The organism is Rhodococcus baikonurensis, assembly GCF_040489275.1.
GTDB lineage: Bacteria > Actinomycetota > Actinomycetes > Mycobacteriales > Mycobacteriaceae > Rhodococcus_F > Rhodococcus_F baikonurensis.
The window spans coordinates 57792-78932 of the sequence record NZ_JBEUOQ010000008.1 but is presented as its reverse complement, the minus strand read 5'-3'; the positions used below and the strand labels follow the sequence as shown (position 1 = coordinate 78932).

Below are 21141 nucleotides of genomic sequence, written 5' to 3'. Positions count from 1 at the left end.
TTCCGAGTCGGTCGGTGGCGGCGACTAACCTGAAACCGTGCCGGATCCCTCGACTTACCGCCCCGCTACCGGAACCATTCCGGCTGCGCCGGGCGTCTACAAATTTCGCGATCCGCATGGTCGGGTCATCTACGTCGGAAAGGCGAAAAGCCTCCGTTCACGTTTGAACTCGTACTTCGCGGACGTCACGACACTTCATCCCCGTACGCGGCAGATGGTGACCACCGCCGGCAGCGTCGAGTGGACCGTCGTCAGTACCGAAGTCGAAGCGCTTCAGCTCGAGTACAACTGGATCAAGGAATTCGATCCGCGGTTCAACGTGCGGTACCGCGACGACAAGACGTATCCGGTTCTCGCCGTGACGCTCAACGAAGAGTTCCCGAGGCTGTTCGTCTACCGCGGTCCGCGGCGCAAAGGTGTCCGCTACTTCGGTCCCTACTCTCATGCGTGGGCCATCCGCGAAACCCTCGATCTGCTGCTGCGAGTATTTCCCGCGCGAACGTGCTCGTCCGGAGTCTTCAAACGGCACAACCAGATCGGTCGTCCGTGTCTGCTCGGCTACATCGACAAGTGCTCGGCGCCCTGCGTCGGGCGAGTCAGCGCCGAGGAGCATCGACAGATCGTCGAAGATTTCTGCGACTTCCTCGCCGGCCGCACCGACAAGCTGGTCAAAGATCTCGAGAAGCGCATGCAGCAGGCTTCCGAGGATCTCGACTTCGAGACCGCAGCCCGTCTGCGTGACGACATCGGAGCCTTGCGCAAGGCGCTCGAGAAGCAGGCAGTCGTACTCGGTGACGGCACCGACGCTGATCTCGTCGCCTTTGCCGCCGATGATCTCGAGGCCGCCGTTCAGGTGTTCCACGTGCGCGGCGGACGCGTGCGGGGTCAGCGTGGATGGGTCGTGGAGAAGGCAGGTGACGCCATCGACTGGGCCGCACTCGACGCCGAGTCCGACCTGCCGATCCTGGTCGAACAGTTCCTCACCCAGTTCTACGGTGAGCAGGCGGCACTCGACCCGGGAGCGGGCTCCGAGGCCGGGATCAGCGCCGTTCCCAAGGAAGTTCTCGTGCCGGTCCTGCCGGCAAACGCGACCGAGATCCAGGCGTGGCTGAGCAAGCTTCGGGGATCACAAGTGCAACTGCGGGTTCCGCAACGCGGAGACAAGAAAGACCTCGCCGAAACGGTCCAGAGAAACGCGAAAGAAGCTCTGGCGCAGCACAAGCTCAAACGCGCCGGCGATTTCACTTCACGCTCCGCGGCGCTGCAGGGCATCCAGGAAGCACTGGACCTGGACTCGGCTCCACTACGAATCGAGTGCATCGACATCAGTCACGTCCAAGGAACCGACGTCGTGGCGTCACTGGTCGTGTTCGAAGACGGGCTCCCGCGTAAGTCGGACTACCGGCATTACGCGATCAAGGAAGCAGCCGGCGACGGTCACTCCGACGACGTGGCGAGTATCGCCGAGATCACCCGCAGGCGGTTTCTGCGACACAACCGCGACCTGGGCGTTCTCGCCGCGTCAGCGTCGACCATGGACGCGGACGGTGGGGATCTCGCTCCCGAAGCGGCGATCGACCCGGCGACGGGCAGGCCTCGGCGGTTCGCCTATCCACCCAATCTGTTCGTCGTGGACGGCGGCGCTCCTCAGGTCACGGCGGCAGCGGCGGTCCTCGACGAGCTGGGCGTTACCGACGTCGCGGTAGTCGGATTGGCCAAGCGACTCGAAGAGGTATGGGTGCCGGGGGAAGAAGATCCGGTGATCCTTCCCCGAACGAGCGAGTCGTTGTACCTACTGCAACGCATCCGAGATGAAGCTCACCGATTCGCGATCACGTTCCATCGCAGCAAACGCTCGAGGCGGATGACGGCTTCGGCGCTGGACTCGGTCAAGGGGCTCGGTGAAACTCGTCGTACCGCTCTGGTGGCGCACTTCGGTTCCGTGGCAAAGCTGAAAACGGCAACGGTCGAGGAGATCATGCAGGTCCCTGGTATCGGTGAGACCACCGCCACAGCGGTTCTGGCCGCACTCGGAACGGATTCGGCCGCAGCCGATACGGGGGCTGAAGCTCGCGCGCTGCCCGCGCCGGTAGGGGATGATGAGCTGGACAAGGAATCCGAATCGTCTGTTACGTCTGCTGACGCGCCCAGCGTCGAATCCGGTAGCGGTGACGAGGGCTCCGAGTCGCGAGAATTGTCCATGCCGACGACGGGGCCGAGTGCACAGTGACTACCGACAGCGCCAAAGACAGTCGAACGATGGATTTCCTGCTGGTGACGGGATTGTCCGGAGCAGGTTTGAGTACCGCTGCCAAGGTGCTCGAGGACCTCGGCTGGTATGTCGCGGACAATTTGCCACCTGAGCTCATATCCCGAATGGTCGGTCTGAGCTTGACCTCCGATCCGCCGGTCGATCGTCTTGCCGTCGTGATCGACGTGCGGAGTCGACTCTTCACCGGCGACCTCGGTTGGGTGCTCACCGAACTCGAAGCGGAACCGATCCACACCCGGGTGCTCTACCTCGAAGCGTCGGACGACGTGTTGATCCGACGGTTCGAACAGGTACGCCGCAGCCATCCCTTGCAGAACGACGGCATCGACGGCACGTTGTCCGAAGGCATCGCAGCCGAGCGTCGCCAGCTGGCTGTGGTGAAGGCAGCCGCAGATCTGGTCATCGACACGTCTGCGCTGAAGGCGCATCAGCTGCGTCAGAAGATCGAAACCGCATTCGGAAACGACGCCAACCGCACGATGAAGGTGACGGTCCAGTCGTTCGGCTTCAAGTACGGCCTGCCGATGGACGCCGATCTCGTCTGTGACGTTCGATTCCTGCCCAATCCCCACTGGATCCCCGAACTTCGTCCGCACACCGGTCAGGATGCCGACGTCCGTGATTACGTGTTGTCCCGCGAGGGTGCGGAAGACTATCTCGACACCTACCGGCATCTGGTGGATTTGACCATCGCCGGATATCGACGAGAAGGAAAGCGCTACATGACAATTGCAGTCGGGTGCACCGGCGGTAAGCACCGAAGCGTGGCCATGTCGGAAGCTCTCGCGAGGCGTTTGGGTTCCGAGGAAGACATCTCCGTCAGCATCGTGCACCGGGATCTGGGGCGCGAATGAGTGAACCTACACAGCGCACGTCTTCCGATCCGGCGATTGTCGCGCTCGGCGGCGGCCACGGATTGTTCGCCACCCTCCGGGCCGTCAGACGCCTGACAGTCGACGTCACCGCAGTGGTCACCGTCGCTGACGACGGTGGTTCCTCGGGTCGGCTGCGCGCCGAACTCGGCGTCATCCCGCCCGGTGACCTCCGGATGGCGCTCGCGGCTCTCGCGTCGGACGAACCCGAGATCGTCGACTGGACGCGGACCATCCAGCATCGCTTCGGCGGTGTCGGCGCACTTGCCGGGCACTCGGTGGGCAATCTCATCCTGGCCGGCCTCACCGAGGTGCTCGGCGATCCGGTCGTCGCGCTCGACGAGATGGCGCGACTGCTGCGAATCCGTGGCCGTGTGCTGCCGATGTCGCCGATCGCGCTCGAGATCGAAGCCGACGTTCAAGGACTCGAAGAGGACCCCCGCGTCAGCCGCTGCATTCGTGGACAGGTCGCCGTCGCGACCACGCCGGGCAAGGTGCGGCGTGTGAGACTGCTCCCGTCCAATCCGCCCGCGTGCCCCGACGCAGTAACTGCGATCGATCGTGCCGATCTCGTGGTGCTCGGTCCGGGATCGTGGTTCTCGAGCGTGATCCCGCACGTCCTGGTACCCGAACTCGTCGAATCACTGTCGTCGACGAAGGCTCGAAAGGTGCTGGTGCTCAATCTCGCCCCCGAGCCGGGGGAGACCGCCGGATTCTCCGCAGAGCGTCACCTGCACGTACTCTCCCAACACGTGCCCGATTTCCGGGTCGACTACGTGGTGGTCGACTCGGCGTCGGTACCGGCCGGGCGTGAACGTGAACATCTGCAGCGTGCGGCGGATCAATTTTCAGCCGAAGTCAGGTACGCGGATGTCGCGGACACCTCACCGGGCGCAGCGCATGTACACGATCCGGCAAAACTGGCCGATGTACTGGCCGAACTGTCGAGCGGTGCGGCAGTAGGGGATTCGACACAGCAGTCCCTGCAAGAACAGCAGTCCGAGAAAGAACAGAGGGAGAACGCTTCGTGGCAATGACAGCGGAGGTCAAGGACGAACTGAGCCGGTTAGTGGTGACTCAGGTCAGCTGCCGCAAGGCAGAGGTCTCCGCGTTGCTGCGCTTTGCCGGTGGACTCCACATCGTCGGCGGCCGGGTGGTCGTCGAGGCAGAGGTGGATCTGGGCTCCACGGCGCGACGTCTGCGCCGGGAGATCTTCGACCTGTTCACCTACAGCGCCGACGTTCACGTACTCAGCGCGGGCGGGCTGCGTAAGTCCGCTCGCTACATCGTGCGCGTGGCGAAGGAAGGCGAGGCGCTGGCCCGCCAGACAGGATTGCTCGATCTTCGCGGACGCCCGGTCCGCGGCTTGCCCGCGCAGGTGGTCGGCGGAAGTGTCGGCGACGCCGAAGCGGCGTGGCGCGGAGCGTTCCTCGCGCACGGTTCCCTGACCGAACCCGGCCGTTCGTCGGCGCTCGAAGTGAGCTGCCCGGGCCCGGAAGCCGCACTTGCTCTGGTCGGTGCTGCGCGGCGTCTCGGGATTTCGGCGAAGGCACGTGAGGTGCGCGGAACGGATCGTGTGGTGATCCGCGACGGTGAGGCCATCGGTGATCTCCTGACTCGAATGGGAGCACAGGACACGCGTCTGGTGTGGGAGGAGCGACGGATGCGACGCGAGGTCCGCGCCACTGCCAATCGCCTCGCCAACTTCGACGACGCCAACCTGCGACGCTCGGCCCGCGCCGCCGTCGCAGCCGCTGCACGCGTCGAGCGTGCGTTGGAGATCCTCGGCGAGGACGTGCCCGATCACCTCGCGGCGGCGGGCGCACTGCGCGTCGAGCATCGGCAGGCGTCCCTCGAAGAACTCGGCCAGTTGGCGGACCCGCCGATGACCAAGGACGCCGTCGCCGGACGTATCCGTCGCCTGCTGTCCATGGCTGATCGCAAGGCGAAAGAAACGGGCATACCCGACACCGAATCCGCAGTGAACGTGGAGCTACTCGAAGAGGGGTGACCTGCCCTCCGTCAGGGTGGGCTGCGCACGTTCGGGCCACGCGCATTAGGGTATGAGTCACATCGACCGATGAACCCCACGTCCGCGTCGTGCACACACGGATTCGGAGTATGCGTGGGTCAAGTTGCACACCAGAATCATGGTCAAAGGAGCGAATTGTGACTGTCCGGGTTGGCGTAAACGGTTTCGGCCGTATCGGACGTAACTTCTTCAGGGCGGTGGATGCGCAGAAGGCGCTCGGAACCACCGATATCGAGATCGTGGCAGTCAACGACCTGACTGACAACGCGACGCTCGCTCACCTGCTGAAGTACGACTCCATCCTCGGCCGTTTGCCGTACGACGTGTCGCTCGACGGTGACGACACGATCGTTGTCGGCGATCAGCGCATCAAGGCCCTCGCACACCGCGGCCCGTTGAACGAACTTCCCTGGGGCGAGCTGGGCGTCGACGTCGTCGTCGAGTCCACCGGTATCTTCACCGACGCCGCAAAGGCCAAGGGACACCTCGAAGCCGGCGCCAAGAAGGTCATCATCTCGGCTCCGGCCAAGGGTGAAGACATCACCATCGTCATGGGCGTCAACGACGACAAGTACGACGGCAGCCAGAACATCATCTCCAACGCGTCGTGCACCACCAACTGCCTCGGCCCCATCGCCAAGGTTCTCGACGACGAGTTCGGCATCGTCAAGGGTCTGATGACCACGATCCACGCGTACACCCAGGATCAGAACCTGCAGGACGCTCCGCACGCAGACCTCCGTCGTGCCCGCGCAGCCGCCCTCAACATCGTTCCCACCGGCACCGGTGCAGCCAAGGCCATCGGCCTGGTTCTCCCGCAGCTGCTCGGCAAGCTCGACGGCTACGCACTGCGCGTGCCGATCCCCACGGGCTCGGTCACCGACCTCACCGCGAACCTGAAGAAGTCGGCCACTGCCGACGAGATCAACGCCGCGATGAAGGCTGCTGCCGAAGGACCCCTCAAGGGCATCCTCAAGTACACCGACGCACCGATCGTCTCTTCGGACATCGTCACCGACCCGCACTCGTCGATCTTCGACTCGGGTCTGACGAAGGTCATCGACGACCAGGTCAAGATCGTTTCCTGGTACGACAACGAGTGGGGCTACTCCAACCGCCTCGCCGACCTCATCGGCCTCGTCGCCAAGTCTCTCTGAGCGGAGTTTCGATAACAGTGGCAGTTCAGACGCTGAAGGATCTGCTGGACGCTGGGGTCGAGGGGCGCACCGTACTGGTGCGTTCCGACCTCAACGTCCCGTTGGATGGCGGAGAAATCACGGACCCGGGCCGCATCGTCGCGTCCGCTCCCACCCTGCGGGCACTTGCCGAGGGTGGAGCGAAGGTCATCGTGACCGCGCACCTCGGGCGCCCAGACGGTCAGCCCGATCCCAAGTTCTCCCTCGCACCGGTTGCCGCGAAGTTGGCCGAAATCCTCGGTCGCAACGTGCAACTCGCCGGTGACGTCGTGGGACAGGACGCGCTGGCTCGTTCCGAAGGACTCACCGATGGTGACGTCCTGATGCTCGAGAACATCCGTTTCGACCCTCGCGAGACCAGCAAGGACGAAGCCGAGCGGGTCAAGCTCGCCAAAGCTCTCGTCGAGCTGGTCGGTGACGACGGCGCATTCGTCTCCGACGGATTCGGTGTTGTTCACCGTAAGCAGGCGTCGGTCTTCGACGTCGCGAAGCTGCTCCCGCACTACGCGGGCTACCTGGTCGGCGCCGAGGTCGAGGTGCTCGCCAAGCTCACGCAGGACGCAGCGCGTCCGTACGCAGTGGTGCTCGGCGGCTCCAAGGTCTCGGACAAGCTGGCCGTCATCGAGGCACTGGCACCGAAGGTCGACACTCTGGTGATCGGCGGCGGAATGTTCTACACGTTCCTCGCAGCTCAGGGTGTCTCCGTGGGCAATTCGCTGTGCGAAGAGTCCATGATCGAGACCTGCAAGGATCTCCTCGACCGGTACGCCGACGTCATCCACATTCCTCAGGATGTCGTTGTCGCGGACTCCTTCTCGGCCGATGCCGAGTCGAAGATCGTTCCGTTCGACAAGATTCCCGACGGCTGGATGGGTCTGGACATCGGACCGGAGTCGGTCAAGCGCTTTGCCGCGATCCTGACCGGCGCCAAGACGGTGTTCTGGAACGGCCCGATGGGCGTGTTCGAGTTCCCGAAGTTCGAGGCAGGCACCCGCGGTGTCGCCGAGGCAATCGTGGAGGCAACCGAGAAGGGCGCCTTCAGTGTCGTCGGCGGCGGCGACTCCGCAGCAGCCGTTCGTCAGCTCGGTATCCCGGACGAGGGCTTCTCGCACATTTCCACCGGTGGTGGCGCTTCCCTCGAGTACCTCGAGGGCAAAGAGCTGCCCGGCATCGCAGTACTGGAAGGCTGATCCGACATGGCACGTAAGCCGTTGATCGCCGGCAACTGGAAGATGAATCTGAACCACCTCGAGGCCATCGCCCTGGTGCAGAAGATCGCATTCTCCTTGCCTGCGAAGTACTTCGACAAAGTGGATGTCACGGTCATCCCGCCGTTCACCGACATCCGTAGCGTCCAGACGCTGATCGAGGGCGACAAGCTCCTCCTCACGTACGGCGCGCAGGATGTCTCGGCTCAGGACTCGGGTGCGTTCACGGGCGAGATCAGCGGCTCCATGCTGGCCAAGCTCGGTTGCACCTTCGTCGTGGTCGGTCACTCCGAGCGCCGCACCCTTCACGGTGAGACCAACGAGACCGTCCTCGCCAAGACCAAGGCTGCTCTCAAGAACGGCCTCACACCGATCGTGTGCATCGGTGAAGGCCTCGAGATCCGCGAAGCAGGCGATCACGTCGCCTACAACGTCGACCAGCTCAAGGGTTCGTTGGCGGGCCTGAGCGCGGAGGAGATCTCCAAGATCGTCATCGCGTACGAGCCTGTCTGGGCCATCGGCACCGGCCGTGTCGCTTCTGCCGCCGATGCACAGGAAGTGTGCGCTGCGGTACGAGCAACAGTTGCCGACCTTGCCGACGCCGAGGTCGCGGCCGGCGTTCGCGTTCTGTACGGCGGCAGCGTCAGCTCCAAGAACGTCGGAGAGATCGTCGGCCAGACCGACGTCGACGGCGCTCTTGTCGGCGGCGCGTCGCTCAAGGCTGACGAGTTCGCGACACTGTCTGCGATCGCGGCAGGCGGTCCACTCCCGTGATGTGATCGGGTAGTGAGCTGAAACTGCAGGACTCAAACTGCGGGCGTGTGACCGAGTAGGTCACACGCCCGCAGTTTTTGATTTGCCGGATTCAGCTGACGAGTTTGGATTCCAACGTGGCGATCAGTTCCGGTGCAAGCTCCAACCCTGAGGTCAGATAGTTCTCGACGGTGCCGTAGTGGTGCTCCACCTGTTCGAAGGCGGAATCCAGGTAACGTGCGTCGACGGAGAGCAGCAACCGGATCACCTCGCCCTTGTCGGTATCTGTGGCGGCGGCGATCCTCGCGACCGTCGCATCGATGTACCCGGCCGAGTACGTATTCGTGAGCAGGTAGTCCGCCATGATCGTTTCTCGCGGTACTCCGGCGAGTGTCTGCAGTAACGCTGCCGCCCAGCCTGTTCGGTCCTTGCCTGCAGTGCAGTGGAAGAGTTGCGGCCCTGCAGTAGTCGCCAGGGCGGCGAACAACTGTGAGAATCCGTTTCGTGTGACGGGGTCTACGACGAAGCTGCGATTGATGTTCTGCATGAAAGCTGTTGCAGCGTCAGCTGTTCGGATTGCCATCGCTTCGGCGTGGATGTTGCCGGACAGGATGGGAATGTGCGCGTACATCGCCGGCACGGGCACGATGTCGGGAGTTTCGCTCGCTTCGGTTTCGGATCGCACGTCGTAGACGGCGGTCAGCCCCAGTGATTCCACGATTGCAAGATCGTCGGGCGAGGGCGTGAGCACGTTGGCGCGGTAGAAGACGCCGCGGCTCATCGCCTGTCCGCTGGTCGTCACGTATCCGGGGCCGGCCACATCGCGGAAGTTGTGAATCGAAGCCAGACGCGGTGTGTCAGGCAAGGAAGTGTCAGGCAGGGTTGCGTCGGAGAGCATGGAGCGGGCCTTTCGGAGGTAGAGTCGCGTCTACTGAGAAACTACTGAATCGGTATCTCGACCGTGTGATCGATGCCACTGACCAAGAGTTGTGCCTGGCCGGGAGCAATGTCATGCGCAAGGTGGGTATGTGGTCAGGTTATCTGTGCGCGCCTGTATGGTGTTATCGGTTGTAGTTGTCCCTATTGGATTGGTGGACGTAGACAGACATGAAACTGTTCCTGGATATCCTGCTGGTCGTCACCAGCTTGCTCCTCATCGCCTTGGTGCTCCTGCACCGCGGTAAGGGCGGCGGTTTGTCGAGTCTGTTCGGTGGCGGTGTCCAGTCCAGCCTGTCCGGATCGACTGTTGTCGAGAAGAACCTCGACCGGTTGACTGTTTTCACCGCGTTGATCTGGCTCATCTCGATCGTCGGCATCGGCCTGGAGATCAAGTTCGCCTGATTCTCGGCGCATGACTTACAGCCGGTAGTTCGTCACACACGAATTTCAGACACGGAACCCCGCCTATCGAGCGGGGTTCTTTGTTTCGGTCGATAATTGTGTGATGACTGAAACCGCGTCGCATCGAGAAACACCGCGAGAGGCCACCGAGCCGCTGCGCGAAGACATCCGGCTTCTCGGCGGAATACTCGGACAAATAGTGCGAGAGCAAGCCGGCGACCATGTGTTCGATCTAGTCGAGCGAGCCCGCGTCGAGTCGTTTCGTGTCCGTCGGTCGGAGATCGACCGCGCCGAACTGGTTTCGCTGTTCGCCGAAATCAGTACGGACGACGCCATTCCCGTCATCCGGGCGTTCAGTCACTTCGCACTGCTCGCCAACCTGGCCGAGGACATCCACCGCGAGCGTCGACGGGCCATCCACGTCAACGCGGGTGAACCGCCCCGCGACAGCACTCTCGCGGCCACGTACACCAAACTTGATGCAGCCGATATCGACTCGGCCACCGTCGAAGAAGCACTGCGGGGCGCCCTGGTCTCGCCCGTCATCACCGCTCACCCGACGGAGACTCGACGCCGCACGGTGTTCGAGACGCAGAGTCGGATCACCGAGTTGATGCGATACCGCGAGCGCACGGCGCTGAGCGTCGCCGAAACCGCTGACGTCGATCTGCAATTGCGCCGTCAGATCCTCACCTTGTGGCAGACGGCTCTGATCCGGCTCAGCCGCCTCCGTATTCAGGATGAAATCGAGGTAGGCCTGCGCTACTACGACGCGGCGTTGTTCGAGGTGATTCCGAAGATCAATGCGGAGGTCCGCAAAGCTCTGCGCACGCGTTGGCCGGACGCCGGACTTCTGCCGCAACCGATCCTGAGGCCGGGTTCGTGGATCGGCGGTGACCGCGACGGCAACCCGTACGTGACCGGCGAAATCGTTCAGCGCGCCACGTCGCGCGCCGCGGCAACTGCTCTCGAGCACCATCTCGAGGAACTCGAACATCTCGAGCGTGAACTGTCGATGTCGGCGCGCTTGGTGTCCGTCACCCCCGAACTGGATCTGCTGGCGTCCACCTCCGGCGACGATTCCGCCTTCCGGGCCGATGAGCCCTACCGTCGCGCCATTCGCGGTATCCGCGGGCGATTGAGCGCCACTGCATTGTCCGTGCTGGGGGAGTTGCCCGCCCACGGCTCCGATGACGGTCTCGAGGCGTATACCGAACCGGCACAGTTGCAGCGGGATCTCGGCATCATCGACACCTCGCTGCGTCGTTTCGGCGACGAGACCATCGCCGACGATCGACTCGATCGGCTCCGAGAAGCGGTGGAGGTGTTCGGATTTCACCTGTCCGGTCTGGACATGCGGCAGAACTCCGAGGTCCACGAAAGCGTCGTCGCAGAGCTTCTGGCGTGGGCCGGAGTTCACCCGGACTACGCGTCGTTGCCGGAAGCCGATCGAGTGGAATTGTTGTCGGCCGAGTTGACGACGCGGCGACCGCTGACTTCGCCGGACGCCGAGTTCAGCGAATTGACCACCAAGGAACTGGCCATCATGGCGGCCGGCGCCAAGGCAGTACGGGTTCTCGGAGCGGGCGCAGTACCCAACTACATCATCAGCATGTGTACCTCGGTCAGTGACATGCTCGAAGCTGCGGTGCTGCTCAAAGAGGTCGGGGTGCTCGATCCGGGCGTCGGTAGCGAACCCTCCTGCCCGATCGGCATCGTCCCGCTGTTCGAGACGATCGAGGATCTGCAGGGCGGCGCCGACACGCTACTGGCGACTCTGGACATCCCGATCTATCGCGCCATCGTCCGATCTCGCGGTGACAGTCAGGAAGTGATGCTCGGGTATTCCGACTCGAACAAGGACGGCGGGTATCTCGCCGCCAACTGGGCGCTGTACCGTGCCGAACTCGACCTCGTCGATGCCGCGCGTAAGAGCGGAATCAGGTTGAGGCTCTTCCACGGCCGCGGCGGAACCGTGGGACGTGGCGGCGGACCGAGCTACGAAGCGATTCTCGCGCAGCCTCCCGGTGCAGTCGCCGGTTCTCTGCGCATCACCGAGCAGGGTGAGGTGATTGCGGCCAAGTACGCCGAACCGCGCCTGGCGCATCGCAACCTCGAAACACTCATCGCCGCGACTATCGAGTCGACGTTGCTCGACGTCGAGGGACTTGGCAGCGACGCCGATGCGGCCTACGCGGTGTTGGACGAGTTGGCGGCCCTCGCTCGTACCGCGTACAGCGAATTGGTGCACGACACACCAGGATTCGTGCAGTACTTCGAAGCGTCGACACCGGTCGCCGAGATCGGGGCACTCAACATCGGTTCTCGCCCGGCCTCTCGCAAGCAGACGAAGGCGATCTCCGACCTGCGTGCCATTCCCTGGGTGCTCTCGTGGAGTCAATCTCGCGTGATGCTTCCGGGGTGGTACGGCACCGGCGCCGCGTTCGAACGATGGATCGACGGAGACGACACTCGGCTCGCCACGTTGACGGCCCTGTACGAGAAGTGGCCGTTCTTCCGAACCGTGCTCTCGAACATGGCCATGGTGATGTCGAAGTCGGATCTCGGTTTGGCGGCCCGTTACGCGGACCTCGTGCCCGACGCCGAACTACGCGATCGAGTCTTCGGAATGATCACCGACGAGCACGAACGCACGATTCGCATGTACAAGGCGATCACGGGCAACGAGAACCTCTTCGCCGACAATTCGGGACTCGAGCGTTCGGTCCACAATCGGTTCCCGTACCTCGAACCTCTCAACCATCTACAGGTCGAGCTGATCCGCCGGTACCGTTCCGGCGACGAGAGCGATCAGGTGCGTCGGGGGATCCAGCTGACGATGAACGGCCTGGCCACCGCACTTCGTAACAGTGGCTAGGTGTAACAGCGGCTGGTTCTGCAGGTTTACCGAGGTGTGCGTGCGGCGACTCTAGAGCCGTCGCACGCACACCTACCGCTGCGCGCAGGACCGAACGGGGACCGCAGTGGATCTGCAATTGAACGGAAGAACTGCCGTGGTCACCGGCGCGGGAAAAGGCATCGGGTTGGCCGTCACGCGCGCACTGGTAGCCGAGGGTGTTCACGTAGTTGCCGGTTCTCGGTCTCTCTCGCCGGAACTCGAATCGCTGCAGTCCGGCGGCGCCGTCACCTTTGTCGGCGTCGATCTCGCGAGTGCCGAAGGATCAACCCGACTACTCGAGGTTGCAGCAGCTAGGGGCGGCGTCGACATTCTGGTCAACAACGTCGGCGCCGTCACCCCGCGAACGAGCGGCTTCGCGGCCATCACAGACGAAGAGTGGGTTTCCTCGTTCAATCTGACGTTCTTGTCGGCTGTACGCACAGTTCGCGCTGCGCTGCCGCAGTTGATCGGCCGAGGTGGCGGCAGCATCGTGACGATCAGTTCGGTCAACGCGTTCTTGCCTGACCCCACGGTGATCGACTACAGCGCCGCGAAAGCGGCGTTGACCAACTTCTCGAAGTCGTTGTCGAAGGAACTCGGCGGGAAGGGGATTCGCGTCAATACCGTCAGCCCTGGTCCGGTGCAGACGGAGTTGTGGCTCGGCGAGCACGGAGTGGCCTCGACGCTGGCGAAGGCGAATGGTTCAGCCGCCGACGATATCGTCGACAGTGCCGCCGCCGGCGCCGAGACGGGTCGATTCACTTTTCCCGAAGAGGTAGCGGACCTGGTGTTGTTCCTCGCCAGCGATCGCGCGGGGAACGTGACGGGCGCGGATTTCGTGATCGACGGCGGGTTGATCAAAACCTTGTGATCATTGCTGCCTGGAACCTGATCATGTGCGCGACGGTCGACGAGGTGATGCACAGGATCACGGCGGACGCGATGACCACCCACAGTCCCCACCCGATGGACGGTCCGGCGGTGTGCCCTGCGACCTCAGTACTACGCCGCACAATGGACGCGGCGTTTCCGACGGCAACGATCAAGACGGCGATTCCCACCAGCGGTCCCGTGCAGTGATTCTTCATCTCGGGGGTGACGTCTCGAACCATGAGGGCGATCAGCGCGGTCACCGCGCACAGGGCGAGGGCGAGAGTGATCACTCCGCATTCGTCGATACCACTGTGGTCGAGGGCGGAGGACGACGTCCACGGGCCGAGGCTTCCGGCGACGATCCCGGCGCACGCCCACAGCGATCCGATGAGGCTAGGTCCGAAACGATCGGGCATGAGCGAGGGAACCGCGTGGGTCGTCGGCCTCTGAAACCCGAAGGCGCGTTGGTGATCCGGCTGATTGGGTGTGAACGTCACGCGACGGACCACCTTTCCTCCGCGCCGTCGAGGCGCCCAATCCGATGCTTTTCCGGAGTCTAAGGGCCGCCCAGTTCACTTTTGCCGAATCGACCGAAATTGCTCGAGGCGGCACTACCGGTCAGTGAACGAAGTCCAGAGCTTCCTTGATCCACGCATCGAACTCGACGTTCGAACTCGTACCCGTTCGGTCGACCACGATCCATCCCTTGCTCATCGGCTTACCCCGCATCTCGGGCCAACTCGCACCTTTGTGCGTCAGGAGCTCGTCGACTCGATCGGGGTCGCAGCGAACCATAATGTTTCCGTGTGAGTTCGCGCTGGCGGCCAGCTTCCCGTTGACCATGAAACTCAGGCCACCGAACATCTTGACTTCTTCGACGTCGTCCTCGCCCGAGAGCGCGTCGCGGATACGCTCGGCCAGCGCTTTGTCGTATGCCATGGAGGCCTCCTGGGGGTGGAGTTCCAGGTTAGATCAGGTGGCGCAGGTACGTCTGCGGGTCGTGCAGGAATCGCTGCCAGTTCGAGACGAGGTCGAGGTCCTCCCAGGCTGCACTCCTGATTCCCCATTCGCCGATCTCGAGCAGATTGGCGTTCGGCAGCGCCGCGATGATCGGCGAGTGCGTCGCGATCAACGCCTGCGCGCCGGATTCCACCAGCTCGCCAAGCAACGCGGCCAGCGTCAAAGTTCCTTGGAAGGAGAGTGCGGCATCGGGTTCGTCGATGAGATAGAAGCCACCGTCCGAGGTCCTCGACGACAGGATCTCGAGCAGCGCCTCACCGTGGGAGAGGTGATGGTAAAGCGGTTCAGGCCGCCTGGGATTGGGGTTGTCCTCCAAATACGTGTACAGCCCGTGCAATGTTTCGTCTCGGAGGTAGTACGCCCACTTCGATGCGCCGGGACTCCGCTCGACCACAAGGTCGAGGCCGCCCGGTTCACTCGATCGAGTCTGATGCCGCGTATTGGTCGACCCGCCTTCGGCATTGAGACCGAGAACGGCGGCAAGAATTTCGATGACGGTCGACTTTCCCGCTCCGTTTTCGCCGACCAGAATGGTGACACCCGGTGGAAGTTCGAGACCGTCCTGAACGATCTGCGCAACAGCGGGTACCGTCATCGGCCAGCTGCCTACGTCAGCGCCTGACGATGTCCCGGCTTTGATGTGTCGGATGGGTTGTCTCTGCACGGCCATACGCTCTCACAAGGCTCCGACGGGAACTGGGGCTAGTGGCGCTGCGCGAGCAATTCGACGATTCGGGCCACGAGGTCGAGAGGGATCGGTTTGTTCAGCGGGAACTTCACCGTTGATTTCGCAGCCCGGTACGGGTCGACGGACTTCTCGAACTCTGCATCACCTGCCGGGAGCGGGTACATCGAGATGTGGTGTTTCCAGCCTGCGAAGTGAACCAGATTCTTCCCGTTCACTCTCATGGTGGGCATCTGATAGCTGATGGTTTTATCGAGGCCGGGAACGGTGTTGTGGATCGTCTCGCGGATGCTCTCGAGGACTCGTTGCTCGTCGGCGGGAAACGACGCAATGTATTGGTCGATCGTCGCGAATTCGGCCATGAACGGATCTTAATCACAGTCGGATTCAGTTGGCTCGCCAAAAATCCGGTCGGCTGCCGTCGGTGTCGGTGAACCCGTATTCCGTTCCGAGTTCGCCTGAAGTGACCGATCGCTGATTCCATCGCTTCCGATTCGGATCGGCGGCGAGGGCGGCGATCGCACGTCCGATAAATCTTGGTGACTCGGAGCGGGCAAAATCCGCAGGCGCAGTCGGACCATCTCGAACCGGCAACAAAGCGTCACGCCAATTCGATTCACCGACACCGAAATTGTCGAGCATCATCTCCGATCGCAGGAACCCGGGAGTGATGGCGACGGCAGTACAGCCGAACGGGGCAAGTTCGTGGCCTTGCGAAAATGCGAGCCTGTTCACGGACACCTTCGCCAAGTCGTAGAACACCGAGATGCGATAGTTCGACGCGTTGTATTCGGTAGTGCCGTCGGTTATCTCGGCGACGAATCCGCCTGGCCGATCGATCATCAGCGGCAGGAGGTGATGCGACGTGGTGATGTGGGTGTCGATCGCCAGACGCAAGATGTGAAAGCCCTTGTCCAGATCGAGTTCCCATACCGGCGTGTTCCACTCCGCCGGCCCACCCTTGAGCAGTTCCGCGCCCCAGATGTCATTGACCAAGATGTCGATATGTTGATAGTCGGCGCGCAAGCGTTCGGCGAGATCAGCCACTTGCGTGCTCTCGAGATGATCGACGGCAATCGGCACGCCGACGCCGCCGAGTTCGGTGACCAGCTCTGCCGTCTCCTCGATGGTTTCGCCGCGCGGATAGTCCGACTGAAGTATTCCGGCAGATGTGCTCCGGCCAGTGCAGATGACGGTTGCACCGGCCTCGCCCAAGGCTGCGGCGATCCCGCGTCCGGCGCCCCTCGTCGCCCCGGCAACAACAGCAACTCGCCCGCGAAGTGCGTCCGGATTCGGTGTCCACGACATTGTTCGATTGTTCTCGCCTGGATTGCTTCGTTCAAGAGCGAGGGCGATCAGCGGAACCGAACCGTACTCCGCGGCGTCCAAGGAAGTAATTGCTCGAAGAACGAGACAAGGAGAGAAATGAATCGTTGTGTGGGGCAGAGCGCCCGTTGGAGAAGTGGAATTTCGGGATTGAGTTCAGTTGCATCCAAAGGGAATTCGCCTCTGATCCGGACTCGTCTTGTAGTCGGGACTTGCCACTGTGAGAACACCCTCGATGCACCTCCGGGCCGGGAATCGCCTGAAGACGATTCCCGGCCCGGAGTGAAATCAGATCCGTGAAATCAGATCCGTGAAATCAGATCCGTGAAATCAGATCCGTGAAATCAGATTACGGAAGCTGCGAGGCGGCGTCCGTGTCGAGGAACCAACGTGTCGCAACCAGACCGGTGGCACCGGCTGACGGCCAGTCTTCGGCGGAAGCACCTCCGACGGCTTCGGCAACGGCCTCGGCCTTTGCAGCGCCGGAGACGAGTAGCCAGACCTCTTTGGCTCGCCGAACAGCAGGCAGCGTCAGCGTGATACGAACCGGCGGCGGCTTGGGGGAGTCCGTCACCGCGACGACGAAACGCGCTTCTTCGCGAACAGCATCGGTGTGCGGGAACAGTGAGTTGACGTGCCCTTCGCCGCCCATACCGAGCAGGTGCACGTCGAACGTCGGAACCTGATTGCCGTGCGCCTGAGCACCCAGCAGTTGTTCGTACGCCGTCGCCGCACCGTGGGGATCACCGTCGTAGATACCGTCGGATGCAGCCATCGGGTGCACCCGGTCAGGATCGACCGGCACATGATCGAGGAGTGCCTCACGTGCCTGCACTTCGTTCCGCTCGGGATCGCCGGACGGCAGGAACCGCTCGTCGCCCCAGTACAGATCGATCTGCGACCAGTCGATGTCGCCGGGAGCCGCACGCAACTTCTCGAGAAGTGCGATGCCGGTTCCGCCGCCGGTCAGAACGATGGACGCGACTCCGCGAGCTTTCTGGGCGTCGACGATGGTCGTGACCAGGCGTGCGGCAGCAGCATCGACCAGTTTGCCGGCGTCGGAAAACTTCTCTACGACAACTTCACTCATAGGTCACCTTCTCCAGTCCTGCCAGCGCTTCTTCGTAGATCTCGTCGGGATCGAGTCGACGCAATTCCTCGGCGAGGCAATCGCGTGTCTCTCGGCGCCCCAGAGAAACCAACGCGTCAGGCTGACCGGTGCGGATCAAGGTTGCAGTCGTTCCCTCCTGCGGACGACTGATGGAGATGCTGCGGGTCTCGAGCTTCAACTCGACCGTCAGCTCACCCGTACGCCGGATGACCGGACCGTCGATCTTGGCTGCCAGCCAACCGGCGAGAATATCCAGTGCCGGTTCGGTTTTGAGACCGGAGACCACTGCGGAGGTGATCTTCTCGTGCGGCGGCTGATCGAGAGCCGACGCGAGCAGAGCGCGCCAATAGGTGACGCGACTCCAGGCGAGATCGGTGTCACCGGCGGTGTACGACGCGAGTCGACCCTTGATGGTGGCAGTCGGATCGGGCGCGCCGGTGGCATCGGTGATACGCCGTATCGCGAGCCTCCCGACAGGATCCTTGGCCGGAATCTCAGGTGCCTCGAGGGGCCACCAGGCAACAACCGGTGTGTCGGGAAGCAGGAACGGGATGACGACGCTGCTCTCGTGATCGGCCAACGGACCGTAGAGTCGCAGCACCACGACCTCCGAGGCGCCGGCGTCTCCGCCGACACGGATCTGAGCGTCGAGTCGAGGCTCACTCTGCTCGTCACCACGCAGAAGCACGATGACGCGGCAAGGGTGCTCTCGGCTTGCCTCGTTGGCAGCCTCGATGGCTTCCTCGGCATTCCCGGTGTCCCTGGTGCAGACGACGAGCGTCAACACTCGCCCCAAGGTGACAGCGCCGCCGGTCTTGCGGACCTCGACCAGTTTTTTGCTGACCTGGACCGTGGTGGTGGACGGCAAATCGAGAATCACTAGGGTCGCCTCCATTCGCGTCCGGTGCGTTGCATCATTTCGTCCGCAGACGGGGGTCCCCACGTTCCGGCCTCGTAGGGTTCCGGCTTACCGCCGGCTGCCCAGTGTTCGAGGACGGGATCGAGGATCTCCCAAGACAATTCGACTTCGGCATTGACCGGGAAGAGAGACGGCTCGCCGAGCAACACGTCGAGGATGAGTCGCTCGTACGCTTCCGGTGACGACTCGGTGAAAGCCTGACCGTACGAGAAGTCCATGTTGACGTCACGGACTTCCATGCTCGATCCGGGGACCTTCGAACCGAACCGCATGGTGACCCCCTCGTCGGGCTGCACCCGGATGACCAGAGCATTCTGGCCGAGGTCTTCGGTCATCGTCTTGTCGAACGGCAGGTGCGGTGCACGTTTGAACACCACCGCGATCTCGGTGACGCGACGGCCGAGTCGTTTGCCGGTACGCAGGTAGAACGGCACACCTGCCCAGCGGCGGGTGTCGACCTCGAGGGTGATGGCGGCAAAGGTCTCCGTGATGGAGTCCGCTGCGAAGCCGTCTTCTTCCAGGAGCCCGACCACGGGCAGCCCGCCCTGCCAGCCGCCCGCGTACTGGCCGCGGGCGGTGGTCTCGTCGAGGGGCTCGGCGAGGCGAGTAGCGGAGAGGACCTTGATCTTCTCCGCCTGCAAGTTGAGCGGCTCGAAGCTGATGGGTTCTTCCATCGCCGTGAACGCGAGCAACTGCAGCAGGTGATTCTGGATCACGTCGCGGGCAGCGCCGATGCCGTCGTAGTACCCGGCACGGCCACCGAGGCCGATGTCCTCGGCCATCGTGATCTGAACGTGGTCGACGTAGTGCGCGTTCCAGATCGGATCGAACAACTGGTTCGCGAAGCGCAGAGCCAGGATGTTCTGGACGGTTTCCTTGCCGAGGTAGTGGTCGATACGGAAGACCGTGTCCTCGGGGAACACCTTGTTGACGACGGCGTTCAGTTCGCGAGCGCTCTCGAGGTCGTGACCGAACGGCTTCTCGATGACGACTCGCCGCCACTGACCGTCCTCGGCCTGCGCGAGGCCCGACGCCGACAGCTGCTCGAGCACCTGAGGAAAAGCGTTGGGCGGAATCGCAAGGTAGAAACCGTGATTGCCGCCGATGCCACGCTCGTTGTCGAGCGTGGCCAACGTGTCGGACAGGTTCTGGAAGGCCTCGGCCTCGTCGAAACTGCCCTCCACGAACCGGATGCCTTCGGCGAGCCGCTCCCACACGTCCTGACGGAACTTGGTGCGAGCGCCGTCCTTGACTGCTTCGAGGACGACGTTCGCGAAGTCCTCGTCCGTCCAGTCACGCCGGGCGAACCCGACCAGAGCGAATCCGGGCGGCAACAGTCCACGGTTGGCGAGGTCGTAGATGGCGGGCATGAGCTTGCGCCTGGCAAGGTCGCCGGTAACACCGAAAATCACCAGGGCGCAGGGCCCCGCAATGTGCGGAAGCCGTTTGTCGGTGCTGTCCCGAAGGGGATTCACCCAATCTGATGCCGCCGCGGAATCGCTCACAGGCTCAGCTCTTCTGGGTTGCTGCGCGGAGCTGCTCGGCGGTTGCGTCGAGCAACTCGTTCCAGGACACCTCGAACTTGTCGACGCCCTCTGTCTCGAGGACCTTGAACACGTCCGCAAGATCGATGCCGACTGCAGCGAGCTGATCGAAGACCGCCTGCGACTCCTGAGCGGTGCCCGAGATCGTGTCGCCGGTGATCTCGCCGTGGTCGGCGAGAGCGTCGAGCGTCTTCTCCGGCATGGTGTTGACCGTGTTCGGCGCAACCAACTCGGTGACGTAGAGCGTGTCGGGGTAATCCGGGTTCTTCACGCCGGTCGACGCCCACAGCGGACGCTGAGCCTTGGCGCCGTCGGCCAGAAGAGCCTGGAAGCGCGGCTGCACCTCGAAGATCTGCTGGTACGCGTTGTACGCCAGACGTGCGTTTGCGAGTGCAGCCTTGCCACGAAGCTCGAGGGCTTCCGGCGTGCCGATTGCCGTGAGGCGGTTGTCGATCTCGGAATCCACGCGGGAAACGAAGAACGAGGCGACCGACTCGATGGAGGAGATGTCGCGGCCGGCAGCCTTGGCGGTGTCGAGACCGTCGAGGTATGCGCCCATGACTGCTTCGTAGCGCTCGACCGAGAAGATCAAGGTGACGTTGACGCTGATGCCCTCGCCGATCACCTTGGCGATGGCGGGAATGCCTGCCAACGTCGCGGGGATCTTGATCAGGACGTTCGGGCGATCGACGATCTTGTGCAGCTCGATCGCCTGCGCGACGGTGGCGTCGGTGTCGTGTGCCAGGCGAGGATCGACCTCGATGGACACGCGTCCGTCGACGCCGTTCGACGCCTCGAACTGCGGAGCCAGGATGTCACACGCAGCACGCACGTCGTCGGTGGTCACCGCGGTGATGGTGGCGTCGACATCGGCGCCGCGCTGTGCGAGCTCACGGACCTGAGCGTCGTAGGCCGATCCCTTGGAGAGTGCTGCCTGGAAGATCGACGGGTTGGTCGTGACGCCCACGATCGACTTCGTGTCGATGAGGTTCTGCAGGTTGCCGGACTGGATGCGATCTCGCGAGAGGTCGTCGAGCCAGATGGAAACGCCTGCAGCGGAGAGCTTTTCGGTATTCACGTTCTGTGTCAT

The 21141-nt window shown here is 63.0% G+C and carries 20 protein-coding genes; 10 read left to right on the top strand and 10 right to left on the bottom strand.

Translation table 11 applies throughout. From position 1 onward, the window contains the following. The first annotated feature begins 37 nt into the window (after positions 1-37). The 7 genes from uvrC (at position 38) to tpiA (ending at position 8354) form a co-directional block, all read left to right on the top strand. Positions 38-2230: an excinuclease ABC subunit UvrC gene (uvrC, locus tag ABWI03_RS19465; protein WP_124568631.1), complete on the top strand. Its 2193-nt coding sequence runs from the start codon at positions 38-40 to the stop codon at positions 2228-2230. Continuing rightward, positions 2227-3126: an RNase adapter RapZ gene (rapZ, locus tag ABWI03_RS19460; RefSeq protein WP_172436543.1), complete on the top strand. Its 900-nt coding sequence runs from the start codon at positions 2227-2229 to the stop codon at positions 3124-3126. Before uvrC ends, rapZ begins: the two co-directional genes overlap by 4 nt. Further along, the gene (locus tag ABWI03_RS19455; protein ID WP_124568630.1) at positions 3123-4181 is read left to right on the top strand and encodes a gluconeogenesis factor YvcK family protein; all 1059 of its coding nucleotides are present in this window, start codon (positions 3123-3125) and stop codon (positions 4179-4181) included. Before rapZ ends, ABWI03_RS19455 begins: the two co-directional genes overlap by 4 nt. Beyond that, on the top strand, positions 4178-5155 hold the full coding sequence (gene whiA, locus ABWI03_RS19450; RefSeq protein ID WP_021344225.1) for a DNA-binding protein WhiA: 978 nt from the start codon (positions 4178-4180) through the stop codon (positions 5153-5155). The genes ABWI03_RS19455 and whiA overlap by 4 nt, the downstream gene beginning before the upstream one ends. A gap of 158 nt (positions 5156-5313) precedes the next feature. Beyond that, the gene (gene gap / locus ABWI03_RS19445; RefSeq protein WP_003944851.1) at positions 5314-6333 is read left to right on the top strand and encodes a type I glyceraldehyde-3-phosphate dehydrogenase; all 1020 of its coding nucleotides are present in this window, start codon (positions 5314-5316) and stop codon (positions 6331-6333) included. Between the two features lie 17 nt (positions 6334-6350). Continuing rightward, positions 6351-7562, top strand: coding sequence for a phosphoglycerate kinase (locus ABWI03_RS19440; protein ID WP_003944901.1), 1212 nt, complete (start codon positions 6351-6353; stop codon positions 7560-7562). 6 nt (positions 7563-7568) lie between these two features. Next, a complete protein-coding gene (gene tpiA, locus ABWI03_RS19435) occupies positions 7569-8354 on the top strand; it encodes a triose-phosphate isomerase (protein ID WP_298773807.1) in 786 nt (261 codons plus the stop codon). A gap of 91 nt (positions 8355-8445) precedes the next feature. On the opposite strand, the gene ABWI03_RS19430 is transcribed toward tpiA, so the two are convergent. Beyond that, positions 8446-9231 (bottom strand): tyrosine-protein phosphatase, encoded by a 786-nt coding sequence (locus ABWI03_RS19430; protein ID WP_298773805.1) that lies wholly within the window; start codon positions 9229-9231, stop codon positions 8446-8448. 209 nt (positions 9232-9440) lie between these two features. Between ABWI03_RS19430 and secG the strand changes: the two genes are divergently transcribed. The 3 genes from secG to ABWI03_RS19415 all read left to right on the top strand — a co-directional run bounded on the left by secG (position 9441) and on the right by ABWI03_RS19415 (position 13444). Further along, on the top strand, positions 9441-9674 hold the full coding sequence (gene secG / locus ABWI03_RS19425) for a preprotein translocase subunit SecG (RefSeq protein WP_095970190.1): 234 nt from the start codon (positions 9441-9443) through the stop codon (positions 9672-9674). Positions 9675-9777: 103 nt separating this feature from the next. Then, a complete protein-coding gene (gene ppc, locus ABWI03_RS19420) occupies positions 9778-12552 on the top strand; it encodes a phosphoenolpyruvate carboxylase (RefSeq protein ID WP_296555510.1) in 2775 nt (924 codons plus the stop codon). Between the two features lie 106 nt (positions 12553-12658). Continuing rightward, the gene (locus tag ABWI03_RS19415; RefSeq protein ID WP_298773802.1) at positions 12659-13444 is read left to right on the top strand and encodes an oxidoreductase; all 786 of its coding nucleotides are present in this window, start codon (positions 12659-12661) and stop codon (positions 13442-13444) included. Here ABWI03_RS19415 and ABWI03_RS19410 read toward each other — a convergent pair. The 9 genes from ABWI03_RS19410 to tal all read right to left on the bottom strand — a co-directional run bounded on the left by ABWI03_RS19410 (position 13431) and on the right by tal (position 21141). Further along, positions 13431-13943, bottom strand: coding sequence for a hypothetical protein (locus ABWI03_RS19410; RefSeq protein ID WP_298773800.1), 513 nt, complete (start codon positions 13941-13943; stop codon positions 13431-13433). The genes ABWI03_RS19415 and ABWI03_RS19410 overlap by 14 nt on opposite strands. Before the next feature lie 121 nt (positions 13944-14064). Further along, positions 14065-14385, bottom strand: coding sequence for a TfoX/Sxy family protein (locus ABWI03_RS19405; protein WP_166810212.1), 321 nt, complete (start codon positions 14383-14385; stop codon positions 14065-14067). A 28-nt stretch (positions 14386-14413) separates the two neighbouring features. Next, on the bottom strand, positions 14414-15061 hold the full coding sequence (locus tag ABWI03_RS19400) for an AAA family ATPase (RefSeq protein WP_234036694.1): 648 nt from the start codon (positions 15059-15061) through the stop codon (positions 14414-14416). 107 nt (positions 15062-15168) lie between these two features. Beyond that, on the bottom strand, positions 15169-15513 hold the full coding sequence (locus ABWI03_RS19395; RefSeq protein ID WP_298773795.1) for an iron chaperone: 345 nt from the start codon (positions 15511-15513) through the stop codon (positions 15169-15171). 25 nt (positions 15514-15538) lie between these two features. Then, positions 15539-16459, bottom strand: coding sequence for an SDR family oxidoreductase (locus ABWI03_RS19390; protein ID WP_298773793.1), 921 nt, complete (start codon positions 16457-16459; stop codon positions 15539-15541). A gap of 367 nt (positions 16460-16826) precedes the next feature. Further along, a complete protein-coding gene (pgl, locus tag ABWI03_RS19385; RefSeq protein WP_235172212.1) occupies positions 16827-17567 on the bottom strand; it encodes a 6-phosphogluconolactonase in 741 nt (246 codons plus the stop codon). Further along, complete coding sequence (gene opcA / locus ABWI03_RS19380) at positions 17560-18468, bottom strand: glucose-6-phosphate dehydrogenase assembly protein OpcA (RefSeq protein ID WP_095970270.1); 909 nt, start codon at positions 18466-18468, stop codon at positions 17560-17562. The genes pgl and opcA overlap by 8 nt, the downstream gene beginning before the upstream one ends. Beyond that, a complete protein-coding gene (gene zwf / locus ABWI03_RS19375) occupies positions 18468-20012 on the bottom strand; it encodes a glucose-6-phosphate dehydrogenase (protein WP_003944956.1) in 1545 nt (514 codons plus the stop codon). Before zwf ends, opcA begins: the two co-directional genes overlap by 1 nt. 4 nt (positions 20013-20016) lie before the next feature. Next, positions 20017-21141, bottom strand: coding sequence for a transaldolase (gene tal, locus ABWI03_RS19370; RefSeq protein WP_166810208.1), 1125 nt, complete (start codon positions 21139-21141; stop codon positions 20017-20019).